Here is a 13,427-nt window from a genome sequence, read left to right on the forward strand (position 1 = left end):
TCTGGGAGAAAGGCATGGAGTTTCTCTACCTGAGTTGCAAGTTACGGGCATCAGGAATTGCCTGTTGCTTTGGGGCCTGGTTCCTTCTTGGGCACAAAATCGGCTACAAGATGATCAATGCGCGCGCCGAAACACTGCGGGAGAAGCCGGCATTTCGGCGGCTGTTTGAACGCAAGCGCTGTATGATCCCTGCCGACGGCTTCTACGAGTGGAAGCAGATGGACCGGGGAAAACAGCTGATGAGAATTACCATGCGGGACGGAGAACCCTTTGCCTTCGCCGGCCTCTTTGACACCTGGACTTCGCCCAACGGCCAGAAACTTCACACCTGCACGATCATTACCACCCAGCCCAACGAGGTTGTAGCAGACATCCACGACCGGATGCCGGTGATTCTACGGCGGGAGGATGAAAGCATTTGGCTCGACCGGGAAAAGTACGATGCCGATCTGCTGCAGTCGCTGCTCGTGCCATATGATGCCGGTCAGATGCGAGCGTATCCAGTATCAATGATTGTTGGAAGCCCGAAAAATGATTTCCCTGAATGCATTGTGGAGGTTGCTTGGCAGTAGCCACAACCTCCTGTCTTTTCGTCTAAGGATTCGACACTCAGAGTGCCGAAATGAAGGTATGGAGTGATGTCAAGATCATCCACTCGGGACGGTTTGCGCGCGACGAAGGTAGAGAACGAGAATCAGACGAAGTATGTCTACCTAAACGGAAAAGTAATTGAGGAACTGGACGGGTCCCCTGCATCGAGGCAATGCAGGATTTAGACCAGGATTGAATCGCGTACGAGTAATGAATCAAGCTCTTCTCGTCCGAGGGGGGCTTTGATGTTAATGCAAAATAGCTAAGAATGTATCAAGACGCTTCATATATTTTTCGGAAGGCCGGTACTCATCTTTTTCCCATCCTAATATCATACGCGGGCTCAACCCAAGAATTTCTCCAAATTCTCTCTTGGTATATCCATGATACAGTCGAGCCTTTTTGATCCGCTGGCCTAGTGTATGTTCCGGAAGGTTCTCAAAACAACCGAGGTAAGCGATTGACATCCCCAATGCCTCAGACAACTTTCTGAGGCTAGGTGGGCTTACTGTTAACTTGTTCTGTTCGGCCAGACGAAGAGATCGGACACTAAGACCGGTTGCAGCAGCAAGCTCGACAAGTAACATGTTTTTCTCTAATCGTGTACGTCTGATACGTCCTCCGGGTGTGTCATCTTCCGGCAATGCAGGAGACATTGAAGTCTTCCTGTGAATCGAAATTTCTAGGTTGTTATCTTCACGCTTGTCCCTGCGGCTTTTACGGCTCCCGCGACCAGCGCGAATGCACCTGCACGCCGCAGCAGATCCAAAAATACCGGGCCAAAATGTCCGGTCCGCTGCTTGACCGGATCGACCTGCATCTGGAAGTCCCCCGTGTGCCGGTAACGCTGCTGCAGGAGCGGCCGCAGGCGGAATCGTCCGAGGAAATCCGCCGCAGGGTGGAAGCGGCGAGAGCCATTCAATGCGAGCGTTACCGGCACCGCCCCGGTGCTCCCTTCAACAGCGCGATGAACGGAGAGGAACTGCACCGGTATGCCGGCCTGGACAGAGAAGGGCAGAAGCTGCTGCAGCTCGCTTTTGAAACGCTCGGCCTGAGCGCCCGCGCCTACAACCGGATCGTCAAGGTGGCCCGCACCTTCGTCGACCTGGCGGTACCGGACGTTGGATCGCGGGGTGAAGGGATGAGAATGGTTGCAGAGATTGCGGTAGGAAGGAAAACGAGCCCAGATCATATCAGCGACTAACGGGGGAGCAAGCATGCCGGCCACGAGAAAGAGTGGGGGGAGGAGCGGCAGTGCGAAGTCAATACCGGATAAACGGGGCAAGTGGCAGTCGGTTTGAGATTGAACGGAAAAACCGTTCTGATACCGGCGGCTGGCCGCTTCCCGGACATACTGGAATGAGAGGGCGAGATCGCTTCCTCTAAAATGGCTTGCTCACAGATGATCGCGTCCGAGCCGCAGCGCGCAGCAACAGAGGGAGTTTGTGGTATTTGTCAACATTGACCGAAGTGAAGTATCGCACTAGCCAACTTGGTACGGTTTTAATTTTTTGAATATGACGGAATCTGCTAGAAGATTGGGTAACTTACGATCAGCTGTTGATAAGATTGTTGCTGTTATTGTTGCGGAGAACGTGGCTACTTGTATTCGTGATGAAATCCATAGGGTTAAAGATGGGGATCAAATTGTTTAAAAAGTTATAAACTTGCTTGTAAAAAGCAGAAAAGGAATGCTCCACATGATGATGGAGAGTTTTTATTCTAAAATATACAATTGACAGAACAAGAATGACTGGCTATTATACCTATAGGGGTATATGTATATTCTGTAGAGGTGGTGAAAATGTTATAACTGTTAGTATGAAGGTATTATTGCTCGTTGGTCTCATCTTATTCATCAATTATATAAGAAAAACGACAATACTCTTGAAAGTACGGCATTTTGAGTCACTGGAAAACGTGGAACCTGATTTTCTAATTCTTGATATAAGGGATTATCATGTTGCTTTTCACACTCCTGTTGATGGCGCTTTAAACATTCCATATGCTTACTTACACCGAAATGTATCACAAATACCAAAGAAAAAATTAATTGTTATTGCACCTAATAAGCGTACATTGAGAGAAGGGATTCACCTTCTCAAGAAAAACGGATTCTCGGTGATCGGTTTCTTCTGTCCGAAAGAGAGAAGTACCTTAGGGGAAAATGTCGCTTGTGTATGAACTGGCATGAATATGATGAAAGGAGGGACCCAAAATGAAATACGGTAGAAACATTATGCATAGACTGAAGCGTGTGGAAGGACAAATCAAAGGAATTGTAAATATGATGGATGCGGAGAAAGACTGCAGGGAAGTAGTTAGTCAGTTGTCCGCGGTTAGATCTGCAGTTGACAAGACGATAGCCGTCATTGTAGCGGAAAACCTGTCTGCTTGTATACGCGAAGAAATGGCGGCAGGGAAAGATACCAATCCGTTATTAGACGAAGCGATTGACTTGCTTATAAAAAGCAGGTAATTTTATAATATCAAAAATACCCATACCCGTATATGTATATTGCGAGGAGGAGACAATTAGCCATGAACAAACAAGATAGAACAACTCTTATTGTATTTGACGGTGATCTTGATAAAGCAATAGCCAGCTTTATCATTGCCACAGGCGCGGCGGCAATGGGGAAAAAAGTGACAATGTTCTTTACTTTCTGGGGGCTGAACATCCTGAGAAAAGACCAGGTTGTCCCGGTCAAAAAAGGATTTTTGGAAAAAATGTTTGCTTGGATGATGCCGCGTGGGCCAGAAAAGTTGGGCATCTCCAAAATGAACTTCGGCGGACTGGGTGCCAAGATGATGAAGTATATTATGAAGAAAAAGAATGTAGCCACTCTCGCTGAGTTGATGCAGATGGCGAAAGAACTTGACGTGGAAATGATCGCTTGCACAATGTCGATGGATGTAATGGGCATCAAGGAAGAAGAACTTATTGACGGACTTAAATTTGCTGGAGTAGCAACGTATCTGGGGGAAGCCGATCAGGCGAACATTAATCTGTTTATCTAAATATGGAACACATCGTTTTTGGTAACACTAGACGCAAAAATGGCGGAAAGAATGAAGGAGTGGTATCGTGGATTTTCATTACAGCGTTTCAACCACGAAAAGTGTTGAAGAAGCAGTACAAGCGATTGAACAAAATTTACAAACACATAAATTTGGAGTGCTTTGGCAATTGGATCTAACAGCCAAGCTGCAAAGCAAAGGAATCCCGTTTGAGAGGCAGTACCGCGTACTAGAGGTGTGCAATCCGTTCGAGGCAGCAAATGTACTTGCAAAGAATGATCTTGTCGGGTACTTTTTACCCTGCAAAGTTGTCGTATATGAGCAAAACGGCCAAACGCATATCGGCTTGCCGAAACCAACGGCGTTGATTGGGCTGCTCAAGGACCGGGAGTTGCAGGCGATTGCAGAGAAGATTGAGCTGACTCTGATACAGGTGCTTGAGTCGAGTAAATAACGGAAAGATCCCAAGTAACTTGGCATCGTCAAAATGAAGACAAACTCCCAACGCTGCCGCAGCAGCAGAGGGAGTTTGTGGTGTATATATGCTCAAATGAAGCAGGCAATCAAAAAAACGTCATGGAAATCCAACCCATTTTGGTTTGACCGAAACAACCGGAAGATGTACAGACACAGCCAACTCAAGAAAAGGGTATATTTTTCCAAGATCGATCACTTCCTAGAGAGCTTTAACAAATCTTAATATTGCATGGTTAAGCTCCTGTTAAGGAGGGTTGATTCCGCTGGATCTAAAAGGAAAAACGATACTGGTTGTTGAGGATGACCCGAAAATCAGAAACTTGGTTAAAATCTATTTGGAAAATGCAGGATACGAAGTGTGGGAGGCCGGGGACGGATTGACCGCCAAAGAAATGTTTGAAAAAAACGACCCCTGTTTTGTCGTTGTGGATCTAATGCTACCGAAACTTTCAGGAGAAGAACTGTGCGAATGGATTAGGGAAGAGTTAAAAAGCGACGTTCCGATGATCATGCTTACAGCCAAGGTGACGGAAGAAGACCGAATCAAAGGGTTGCAGATGGGAGCCGATGATTACGTCACGAAACCATTTAGTCCTCGAGAATTAGTGGCACGGGTTGAGACCATTCTCAAGCGAACCGCTCAAAGATGCAGCAAGATCAGTTACAAAGGGCTTACCATAAAGCCATTAAAGGGGGAGGTAAAATTTAACGGTCAGGTATTGCCTTTAACGCATCACGAGTTCCGTCTGCTGTATTTTTTCATGAGGAATCCGAATCAGATTTTAACTAGAGAGCAGATATTACAGGAACTTTACCCGAACGGTGAAAAAATCGTTGTGGATAGAACGATTGACGTACATGTCAGCAAGCTCAGGGAAAAGATGAAAGACATCAATGGAATGCCAGACTTTATAGAAACCATCAGGGGAATGGGGTATCGATTTGTGGCGGTTACGTAAAAACCTTGTTGGTTTCTGGACAAAAAGTATCATTTGGAAATTGGTTCTGATTAACGCTTTGGTCATCGGTTTAGTGATTTGGATAGCAGGTGTGACCGTGAAGGATTTCGCTTGTTATTTGGTCAACCAGAATCAATTTTCCGGCAATGTAAACAGCGAGCTGTTTAACAGTACGATGCGGGATTACTTGATACGGGCAAGCGTGATTGCCGCAGCTACCGCTGCCATCATCCATTATTTTTTGGCACGACGTATCGTGACGCGTCTGCGTCAATTAGCGTTTTTTTTTAGACAAATCATGAATGGGGTATACCCCGAACCCATAACAAAAAGATCGAATGATGAAATAGGTCAACTGGCCCAAAATTGTAACCAATTGGTTCAAGTGATGCGGCAGGGAGAGGAAAGACGCAAGCAAATGATCAGTGATATATCTCATGAGTTGCGGACTCCGTTGAGCAATATCAAAGGTTATCTGGAAGCGTTAAGAGAAGGGGTGATAAACGGAAACAAAGAGCTTTATCATTCGCTGTACGAAGAAGCCGTTCACTTTTCGGATTTGGTTGATCAATTGCATCAGCTTTCTGCTTGGGAAGCAAAGAAAATGCGCGAAGCCGACTTGCAAATAATTGATATTTTCTCATTTGTCGAAACGAGCGTTCGGCATTTTGAAATGGAATTGAAGAACAAAAACATCCTCTGTCCTGTAAAACTGCAACCTGCAACGGTCTTAGCGGATCCGATGGGACTTAAGCAAATCGTTAACAATTTGATGAAAAATGCGATCCAATACGATGAAGGGGGAGTAATAGAGGTTTATGGAGAACTGGCAGGGAAAGAATATAGAATCATGATCAAAAATTCGGGTCGAGAAATTCCGCCTCAGAAGGCCAAACAAATTTTTGAACGGTTTTTTCGGTTGGAACCTTCAAGAAACCGGGAAACCGGTGGATCAGGCTTAGGTTTGGCTATTGTTAAAGAAATCGTATCCCGTCATGGAGGGAAAGTAGGGTTACAAACGAATGGCAAGGTTCATTCCTTTTGGTTTTCACTGCCTGTTTATTGTTCACAAACTGAAGAAGCGAAAAAATCAAATTACTACCATTTTAAGGAGGAGCATGTATGTCAGAACGTCGTTTTGATCCATCCCACATGGAAAAATTGGATAATCCGGAGCGCAGAAAAGCTCTTCCGCCAGAAAAAATATTAGCTACGCTAGAAATAAGGGCAAATGACATTGTCTTGGATCTTGGGGCTGGGACGGGATATTTTACGTTGCCTGCCGCAAGACTTACCTCTGGAAAGGTTTACGCTTTGGATGTGGAACCCAAAATGCTTGAAGTCCTTGAACAAAGGGTAAAGGAGCAACAATTCAATCATGTTGAACTGGTTGAAGGGAAAATCGAAGACATCCCGATGGAAAACAATCAAGTGGATCGGATCATTGCATCTTTTGTATTGCACGAGGTAGATCCTCTCTCGAAAGGAATACGGGAAATCCGGCGCGTTTTAAAATCGGGCGGACGCTGCTTGTGCATTGAATGGAAGAAGAAACCAACGGAACAAGGACCACCGTTGGCTCATCGTATTCATTCGGATGATATGAAAAAGGCATTTGAAGAGAATGGATTTCAAATCGTCCACTTCGCTTATCCAACAGAAGCACATTACATCATCGTTGCTCAAAAATAGTCCAAGAAGGAAAGAAGCCTCAAACGGCTTCTTTCTCTGCCTTTATATGCATATGATTCGTGGCTTTCATCAACAGTACTTCGCTAATCGCTGTCAAATATTTCTCCAACATAATGTGGCACGATTTCTTCATCCGCTTTTACGAATCTTAACATTGATGAGATATGCTCAGAAATACATGGGAGGTGAACGATGAACCCGTTGCAAATCGGACCAGTTGTCATGAACGAGAATCTTCTTGTTTTCTTTGTTTCCGCATTAACGGGATATATGGCTTTGAGAATCCGTTTGATTCGAACAAATGTCGATTATGGAGTTGTGAAGGAAAAATTCCTGAACGCCATGTTCCTCTCTTTCTTCATCTGGAAGTTCAGCGTGATCGCTTTTGATCCTGTATCGGTCATAGAAGATCCGCTGTCTTTGATTTATTTCCATGGCGGGGAAAAAGGAATTTGGCTGGCCGGGACGATAAGTGCGGTTTATTTATGGATCAGCATGAAAAAAACGGGACTTCCCGTCGGCGACATTGTTGAACTCGTCACGCTCGTTTTTCTGAGCGGATTCGGGGCTTACCATGGTTTGATATGGCTGATTGAAGCAGGACAATGGATATTTCATGTCGTTTCAGCGACTATTTCTGTGCTCTTGTCCGGGTGGATTTTGAAAAGAAAAAAGATGGGAGACGCAAACATTCAAATTTTACTTTGGTTCAGTCTGGGGCAAATTTTCAGTGCCTTTCTAGATGGAAATCGCTCTCTAGTGTTTTTGGGGTTCTCCGCAGAACAACTTGCTTTTATCGGATTATCATTGCTGTTGGTGGGATGGGCCCACTTGGCGGAGCGAAAATGATAAAGCGGAGGGGAAGTAAGTGGAGAATATATCGATAATCGTCGCGTTTACAGCCGGAATGCTTTCATTTTTTTCTCCTTGCGTGTTTCCCTTAATTCCGGCATACGTCTCGCATCTGACGGGATCGACAGTTCAATACAACAAAATTCATGTGGGAAAAGGAATGCTCATCATACGTTCCATTTGGTTTATTCTTGGCTTTAGTCTTGTATTTGTTGCAATGGGGGCATCCACCAGTATGATCGGGCAACTGTTTGCTGGCTATCGGGAACTGATTGAAAAAATAGGCGGATTTTTTATTATCGTGTTTGGATTACAGATGGCCAGAATTCTCAACATTCGTGTTCTGATGTTCGAAAAACATTGGGACCACGGAAACATTCAAAAAAAGGGGCAGTTGAGTTCGTTTTTATTAGGGCTAGCCTTCGGGTCGGGATGGTCGCCATGCGTCGGGTTTGCCTTATCGTCCATTTTACTGTTGGCTAGTTCCTCAGAGACTGTGCATAACGGAATGCTGCTGCTGTTTATTTATTCCTTGGGATTGGGGATTCCTTTTTTGCTCATATCTTTACTCATTACGTATTCCTTGAGCGTGGTTAAAAATATCAATCGCTGGCTTCCTGTCCTTTCCTTGGTAAACGGCTGGATTTTGATCGGAATGGGATTGCTGTTATTTACAGGTCAGCTTCAGAAACTGAGCGCATGGCTAGCACAATTTACTTTTTAGGGTGGTATGAAACGTGAAAAAAAATCACTTTGCTTTAATCGTTTTATTAGGACTTGCCCTTTGGGGGGTATTTGATTATCAGATGAGAAATGATCAGGTCGGGGGCGAGAATGATAGAGATCAAATGGTAAATGTTCAAGATGGGATAAAGATAGGAAATCGAGCCCCTGATTTTGAATTGCCGGCTTTAGAGGGTAAAAAGGTTAAGCTGTCTGATTTAAAAGGGAAAAAAGTCTTGCTTAATTTCTGGGCAACCTGGTGTCCTCCATGTCGGATGGAAATGCCGCATATGGAGAGGTTTTATGAAGATTTCAGGGAAAAAGACGTGGTTGTTATTGCTGTTAATGTAAGTACGACAGAAAAGTCAGTTGATGATGTGCCTAAATTTGTGAAGCAGTTCGAGCTGTCGTTCCCCGTGGTATTGGACGAGAAAGGGGACGTAAGCGAAACCTATCAAGTGATCGCTTACCCGACATCCTATATCATTGATTCCCAAGGGGTCATCCGGCATAAATTCCAAGGAGCCATCAATTACGACATGATGAATCAGTCGTTTTCTAACTTGAAATAAACAAGGGAGTTTGCGGACATGCAACAGAAGATCGATTGCCATTCCAGTTCGCGTGATACTCGAAGATACCCACCCTGTTGATTAGTGGACGATAACGTTGGAGGAGTACCTCCTGGATCTTTGGATTCGTCGGAACAAAATAGGCACCGGTTACAATCGGAACCCGTCTTGGTTGCGGAATTCGGATCTTCGTGCCCGTCCGGACATGAGATGGAGCCCTCATTCGGTTGTGCTGGGCTGACGTCCGTGTCGTGCCGTATGGCAATATTCCAAAGCGATTCCCCTTTGCGGACCACAACCTTGTCACGGATGATCAATGCTTGGCCCGGGACGACGGATGTAACGCTTAGTTCGTTTAAGCGCTTTAGTGATTCGATTGGCACGCCGTAGCGTTTGGATATGGACCACAATGTCTTTCCCGGGAAAACCTCATGGATTACGGATTTCGCAGAAGTTTTAAGAGGGACGGCTTCGTCGATGGGAAAGCTTGACACGATCAGGCACACCGAAACGACCATCAACAGAGCAATCGTTTTCCATTTGGAACGAATTCGTATCACTGGAAGAACCTCCTCCAAATCACCTACCGATATTATGAAGATCCCCCTTTTTTCTTCGAACCATTGACGAATTAAAAAACTTGGTTATAATAATACCCATAGGGGTATATACCCTATACGGTATAAAGGGGGTGGCAAATATGGAATGGATTCCTTATCTGTTTCTCGCGGGGTTCGTGATTTTCATGGCAAACAAAATGCTTCCCGTCAAAGGTTTGAAAAACCTAAATCCTGATGATGTGAAGCAGCTGTTGAAGAAACCGCAAGGGCATGTTTTTGTCGATGTCCGGGAACCATTTGAATACAAACGGGGATATATCAAGGGGTTCCAAAACATTCCGTTACGTGTGCTCCGAGAACGGATACATGAATTGGACAGAAAAAAACCTATTGTCTTGACTTGTCAAAGTGGAATGAGAAGTCGTCAAGCTGCAAAATTGCTGAAAAAACAAGGCTTTACAAACATTAGCCATCTCCGGACGGGCATGTCCGGTTGGGATGGAAATATAACCAAATGAGAATGATAAAAAGGAGATTTGGCCGATCATGGATCAGCTCCTTTTTAAAAAGGAAAAATATATACCTTATGGGGTATGGGGGTTCGCAACATGTCAAATCCGATTGTACACATCCATCCTGTCGATGTGAAAGAACGGTTAAAACGTGGCGAGAAACTGAATATCGTTGATGTGCGTGAAGATGAGGAGGTAGCAGCCGGGAAAATTCCCGGAGCCAAGCACATCCGGCTCAATGATTTGCCGCAGCGATACAAGGAGATTGATCCTGATGAAGAAACGATCATGGTGTGCCGCAGCGGCAACCGCAGTGCTGTCGCTTGCGAATATTTATACGGCCTGGGGTATCGCAATGTGAAAAACATGATGGGTGGCATGAGTGCCTGGGAAGGCGACCTTGAGAAGTGATTCCTTCCCAATTGGGAAGATCACATATATCCATTACGACAAACAAGGAGTGTACGCAAATGAAAAAACGACGTGTAGCCATTATCGCTTCAAATGGCGGACTTGAAACGGCCTACAAAGTATTGAACATCGCCACCGCTGCTGCGGCTGCAGGCGCGGAAGTGGCCATTTTCTTCACCTTTGAAGCATTGAGCATTATTCATAAAGACGCCGCAAACATGCTGACAATAGGAACCGGGAAAGAACATTACCTGGAAGGCTTTAAACGAGCCAACGTCCCGTCAATCCCCGACCTTGTGAACATTGCCCTGGAAAGCGGGGTTAAGATGATTGCTTGTCAAATGACCATGGATGTAACAGGGATGACCAAAGAACATTTCGTAGATGGGATTGACGTTGGCGGTGCAATGACGTTCCTCGATTTCGCTTACGACGCAGACGTGACGGTTACATTTTAGAAATAAGGAGGGAGTCGATCTCCATACCGGCTCCCACCTGCCTCACACGATGAGGAGGGAGAAGGAGTATGACACTCTCATTGATGATCACATTGTTTCTTATTGGCTTTGCCGGTTCATTTATCTCCGGTTTGGTTGGCATCGGGGGTTCCATTATTAAGTATCCGATGCTGCTGTATATCCCGCCAGCTTTGGGCCTTGCTGCTTACACAGCCCATGAGGTATCGGGCATCAGTGCGGTGCAGGTTTTCTTCGCGACCATCTCTGGAGTATGGGCGCTTCGAAAAGATAAACTGATCAATTACAAGCTGGTTGCCTACATGGGTGTGGCTATCATTATCGGGAGCTTCGCCGGGGGATACGGCGGAAAGTTTCTTGCCCCTGAGACAATCAATCTGGTATATGGTGTCCTGGCAAGCATTGCAGCGTTTATGATGTTTGTTCCGAATAAGGGAATTGATGACATTCCGTTGGAAAAGGTGCAGTTTAACAAAACGACCGCCGTTCTTGCAGCCCTGGTTGTCGGGATCGCTTCCGGAATCGTTGGTGCAGCTGGTGCCTTCATTCTGGTACCAATCATGCTGCTTGTGCTGAAAATCCCGACACGCATGACGATCGCTTCTTCGCTGGCCATTACCTTTCTCTCATCCATTGGATCAACGGTAGGGAAAGTGATGGCAGGAGACGTTCTGTTCTGGCCATCGGTCATCATGGTAGTGGCGAGCATTTTGGCCGCCCCTCTGGGAGCGCGGCTAAGCAAGCGAATCAATACGAAAATCCTGCAAGCCATACTGGCAGTACTGATTCTGGGTACGGCCGTGAAAATATGGTTTGACATCTTGGCATAAAGGAGGATTTCTTCAGATGAACAACATCACAGTAGACAAATCCATTGACTGCAAAGGACTTGCCTGCCCCATGCCGATCGTCCGCACCAAAAAGGCAATGGACGAGATGAAAAGCGGGGAAGTATTGGAAGTAGTGGCTACCGACCCCGGTTCTGTTGCCGATGTCCGTAGCTGGGCAGACCGCACTGGCCATCTGTTTCTGGGAACGATTGAAGAAAACGGAGTCTTTAAACACTATATCCGGAAGTCCGCTCCATCTGAAACCAAGCCGGAACACCCCTATCCGCATGTGGTTTCAAACGAGGAATTGGAGCAAAAACTAGACGCGAATCCCGTTATCCTGGATGTTCGCGAACCGATGGAATACGCGTTTGGTCATATTCCGGGAGCGAAGTTGGTACCATTCGGAAAGTTGGAAGAAATGATGGATGAATTGCTGCCTTATCAAAAGCAGGAGATCTATGTGGTCTGCCGTACCGGCAACCGCAGCGACGCGGCCTGCCAGATACTTCAGCAGAAAGGGTTTACCACTGTAAAAAACGTGGTTCCCGGCATGTCCGAATGGAAGGGACCCGTTGTCAAACAATCATAAACGAGGGAGTGATAAATGATGGCAGTCAAAGTGATTAACGCAAAGGAACTTCATGAGAAAATCGAAAAGGGAGTCGTCATCCTGGATGTACGCAACCCTGAGGACTATCAGGAATGGAAAATCGAAGGGAAGAACTTGACGTCGCTCAATATTCCTTACTTCGATTTTCTCGAGGAGAATGACGAAGTGTTTGCGCAGCTTCCCAATGACGAAGAGATTGTGGTTATTTGTGCAAAAGGGGGCAGCGCGCAGATGGTCGCAGAAATCCTTGACGAGAAGGGATACAACGTCAGTTACCTGGAAAAAGGGATGCAGGAATGGAGCCAGTTTTACCACCCCGCAACAGTGGTAACAGAGGAACGGTTGAAGCTGATTCAAGTCAATCGCTTGGCGAAAGGGTGCCTCTCATACATGGTCATCTCCGAAGGGCAGGCACTGGTTGTCGACCCCAACCGACACATTGACGAGTACCTTACACTGGCAGAAAAAGAGAACGCAACCATTGCACATGTGATTGATACCCATCTGCATGCTGACCATATATCCGGTGGGCATGAGCTGGCAGAAAAAACTGGAGCCACTTACTACATTTCGTCCAGTGAGATGCAGGGGTCCCATTTGCGGTACGAGCCATTGGAAAACCATAAGCGTCTTCAATTTGGCGCGGTAGAAGTACAAGTGATTGCCGTTCCAACACCAGGACATACGCCTGGAAGTGTATCCATCCTAGTTAATGACAAGTATCTTCTCTCCGGTGATACGATCTTCGTAGGCGGGCTTGGCAGACCTGACCTGGGTGGTAAGGCGAGAGAATGGGCACAATCCCTGTACGACACCGTATTTAAAACGATTGCGAACCTTTCTGACGATGTTTTGGTATTGCCGTCCCACTATGCAGATATCAAAGAAATCAATGAAGGCGGCTACGTTGGTGCTCGTCTGGGAGATATCCGAAAACGCAATGAAATCATGCGTACCGAGGATCGCGAGCAATTTACGGAGATGGTGACCGGCACAGTAGGTGCAACGCCACCAAACTATGAGGAGATTGTGGAAATTAACCGCGGAACAGTCGAAGTTTCAGCAGAGAAAGCAACGGAGCTGGAAATTGGCCCAAATCGCTGCGCACTCCACCACGCGTAATCAAAATGATTGATTG

The 13,427-nt window shown here is 46.0% G+C and carries 17 protein-coding genes and 1 pseudogene; 17 read left to right on the top strand and 1 reads right to left on the bottom strand.

The features are described 5' to 3' along the window. Nucleotides 1-64: 64 nt before the first annotated feature. Nucleotides 65-572 (top strand): annotated as a pseudogene (locus A6764_RS09650) (SOS response-associated peptidase); the annotation flags it as partial. 267 nt (nt 573-839) lie between these two features. On the opposite strand, the gene A6764_RS09655 reads toward A6764_RS09650, so the two are convergent. Beyond that, on the bottom strand, nt 840-1,247 hold the full coding sequence (locus tag A6764_RS09655; protein WP_083989760.1) for a helix-turn-helix domain-containing protein: 408 nt from the start codon (nt 1,245-1,247) through the stop codon (nt 840-842). Here A6764_RS09655 and A6764_RS09660 point away from each other — a divergent pair. From A6764_RS09660 to A6764_RS09735, 16 genes are all read left to right on the top strand, one after another. Next, nucleotides 1,247-1,795, top strand: a complete 549-nt coding sequence (locus A6764_RS09660; protein ID WP_065066691.1) for a magnesium chelatase subunit ChlI family protein — start codon at nt 1,247-1,249, stop codon at nt 1,793-1,795. The genes A6764_RS09655 and A6764_RS09660 overlap by 1 nt on opposite strands. 1,014 nt (nt 1,796-2,809) lie before the next feature. Then, nucleotides 2,810-3,070 carry a metal-sensitive transcriptional regulator gene (locus A6764_RS09665; RefSeq protein ID WP_065066690.1) on the top strand — a complete coding sequence of 87 codons (261 nt, stop codon included), beginning with the start codon at nt 2,810-2,812 and terminating at the stop codon, nt 3,068-3,070. Nucleotides 3,071-3,132: 62 nt separating this feature from the next. Further along, the gene (locus A6764_RS09670; RefSeq protein WP_065066689.1) at nt 3,133-3,612 is read left to right on the top strand and encodes a DsrE/DsrF/DrsH-like family protein; all 480 of its coding nucleotides are present in this window, start codon (nt 3,133-3,135) and stop codon (nt 3,610-3,612) included. 67 nt (nt 3,613-3,679) lie between these two features. Next, nucleotides 3,680-4,066 (top strand): DUF302 domain-containing protein, encoded by a 387-nt coding sequence (locus A6764_RS09675; RefSeq protein WP_065066688.1) that lies wholly within the window; start codon nt 3,680-3,682, stop codon nt 4,064-4,066. Nucleotides 4,067-4,352: 286 nt separating this feature from the next. Further along, nucleotides 4,353-5,048, top strand: coding sequence for a response regulator transcription factor (locus A6764_RS09680; RefSeq protein ID WP_065066694.1), 696 nt, complete (start codon nt 4,353-4,355; stop codon nt 5,046-5,048). Further along, nucleotides 5,032-6,258, top strand: coding sequence for a sensor histidine kinase (locus A6764_RS09685; protein ID WP_065066687.1), 1,227 nt, complete (start codon nt 5,032-5,034; stop codon nt 6,256-6,258). Before A6764_RS09680 ends, A6764_RS09685 begins: the two co-directional genes overlap by 17 nt. Continuing rightward, complete coding sequence (locus A6764_RS09690) at nt 6,171-6,740, top strand: class I SAM-dependent methyltransferase (RefSeq protein ID WP_065066686.1); 570 nt, start codon at nt 6,171-6,173, stop codon at nt 6,738-6,740. Before A6764_RS09685 ends, A6764_RS09690 begins: the two co-directional genes overlap by 88 nt. Nucleotides 6,741-6,932: 192 nt before the next feature. Beyond that, on the top strand, nt 6,933-7,589 hold the full coding sequence (locus A6764_RS09695; protein ID WP_065066685.1) for a hypothetical protein: 657 nt from the start codon (nt 6,933-6,935) through the stop codon (nt 7,587-7,589). 19 nt (nt 7,590-7,608) lie between these two features. Next, nucleotides 7,609-8,316 (top strand): cytochrome c biogenesis CcdA family protein, encoded by a 708-nt coding sequence (locus tag A6764_RS09700; RefSeq protein WP_176703235.1) that lies wholly within the window; start codon nt 7,609-7,611, stop codon nt 8,314-8,316. Between the two features lie 13 nt (nt 8,317-8,329). After that, complete coding sequence (locus A6764_RS09705; protein WP_065066684.1) at nt 8,330-8,887, top strand: peroxiredoxin family protein; 558 nt, start codon at nt 8,330-8,332, stop codon at nt 8,885-8,887. Nucleotides 8,888-9,587: 700 nt separating this feature from the next. After that, nucleotides 9,588-9,965, top strand: a complete 378-nt coding sequence (locus A6764_RS09710; RefSeq protein ID WP_065066683.1) for a rhodanese-like domain-containing protein — start codon at nt 9,588-9,590, stop codon at nt 9,963-9,965. Between the two features lie 90 nt (nt 9,966-10,055). After that, complete coding sequence (locus tag A6764_RS09715; protein ID WP_035301117.1) at nt 10,056-10,370, top strand: rhodanese-like domain-containing protein; 315 nt, start codon at nt 10,056-10,058, stop codon at nt 10,368-10,370. 59 nt (nt 10,371-10,429) lie between these two features. Continuing rightward, a complete protein-coding gene (locus A6764_RS09720) occupies nt 10,430-10,828 on the top strand; it encodes a DsrE/DsrF/DrsH-like family protein (RefSeq protein WP_065066682.1) in 399 nt (132 codons plus the stop codon). Between the two features lie 68 nt (nt 10,829-10,896). Then, a complete protein-coding gene (locus tag A6764_RS09725; RefSeq protein ID WP_065066681.1) occupies nt 10,897-11,676 on the top strand; it encodes a sulfite exporter TauE/SafE family protein in 780 nt (259 codons plus the stop codon). A gap of 16 nt (nt 11,677-11,692) precedes the next feature. Continuing rightward, the gene (locus A6764_RS09730; protein ID WP_065066680.1) at nt 11,693-12,268 is read left to right on the top strand and encodes a sulfurtransferase TusA family protein; all 576 of its coding nucleotides are present in this window, start codon (nt 11,693-11,695) and stop codon (nt 12,266-12,268) included. 18 nt (nt 12,269-12,286) lie between these two features. Next, a complete protein-coding gene (locus A6764_RS09735; RefSeq protein ID WP_141669619.1) occupies nt 12,287-13,411 on the top strand; it encodes an MBL fold metallo-hydrolase in 1,125 nt (374 codons plus the stop codon). The last annotated feature ends 16 nt before the right edge of the window (nt 13,412-13,427 follow it).

It is taken from the genome of Brevibacillus sp. WF146 (assembly GCF_001673705.2).
Classification (GTDB): Bacteria; Bacillota; Bacilli; order Brevibacillales; family Brevibacillaceae; genus Brevibacillus; species Brevibacillus thermoruber.

Coding starts and splice junctions, on each gene's coding strand:
- A6764_RS09670 (WP_065066689.1), top strand. CDS start 3,133: ATGAACAAACAAGATAGAACAACTCTTATTGTATTTGACGGTGATCTT.
- A6764_RS09710 (WP_065066683.1), top strand. CDS start 9,588: ATGGAATGGATTCCTTATCTGTTTCTCGCGGGGTTCGTGATTTTCATG.
- A6764_RS09725 (WP_065066681.1), top strand. CDS start 10,897: ATGACACTCTCATTGATGATCACATTGTTTCTTATTGGCTTTGCCGGT.
- A6764_RS09720 (WP_065066682.1), top strand. CDS start 10,430: ATGAAAAAACGACGTGTAGCCATTATCGCTTCAAATGGCGGACTTGAA.
- A6764_RS09665 (WP_065066690.1), top strand. CDS start 2,810: ATGAAATACGGTAGAAACATTATGCATAGACTGAAGCGTGTGGAAGGA.
- A6764_RS09655 (WP_083989760.1), bottom strand. CDS start 1,247: ATGTCTCCTGCATTGCCGGAAGATGACACACCCGGAGGACGTATCAGA.
- A6764_RS09730 (WP_065066680.1), top strand. CDS start 11,693: ATGAACAACATCACAGTAGACAAATCCATTGACTGCAAAGGACTTGCC.
- A6764_RS09690 (WP_065066686.1), top strand. CDS start 6,171: ATGTCAGAACGTCGTTTTGATCCATCCCACATGGAAAAATTGGATAAT.
- A6764_RS09695 (WP_065066685.1), top strand. CDS start 6,933: ATGAACCCGTTGCAAATCGGACCAGTTGTCATGAACGAGAATCTTCTT.
- A6764_RS09735 (WP_141669619.1), top strand. CDS start 12,287: ATGGCAGTCAAAGTGATTAACGCAAAGGAACTTCATGAGAAAATCGAA.
- A6764_RS09715 (WP_035301117.1), top strand. CDS start 10,056: ATGTCAAATCCGATTGTACACATCCATCCTGTCGATGTGAAAGAACGG.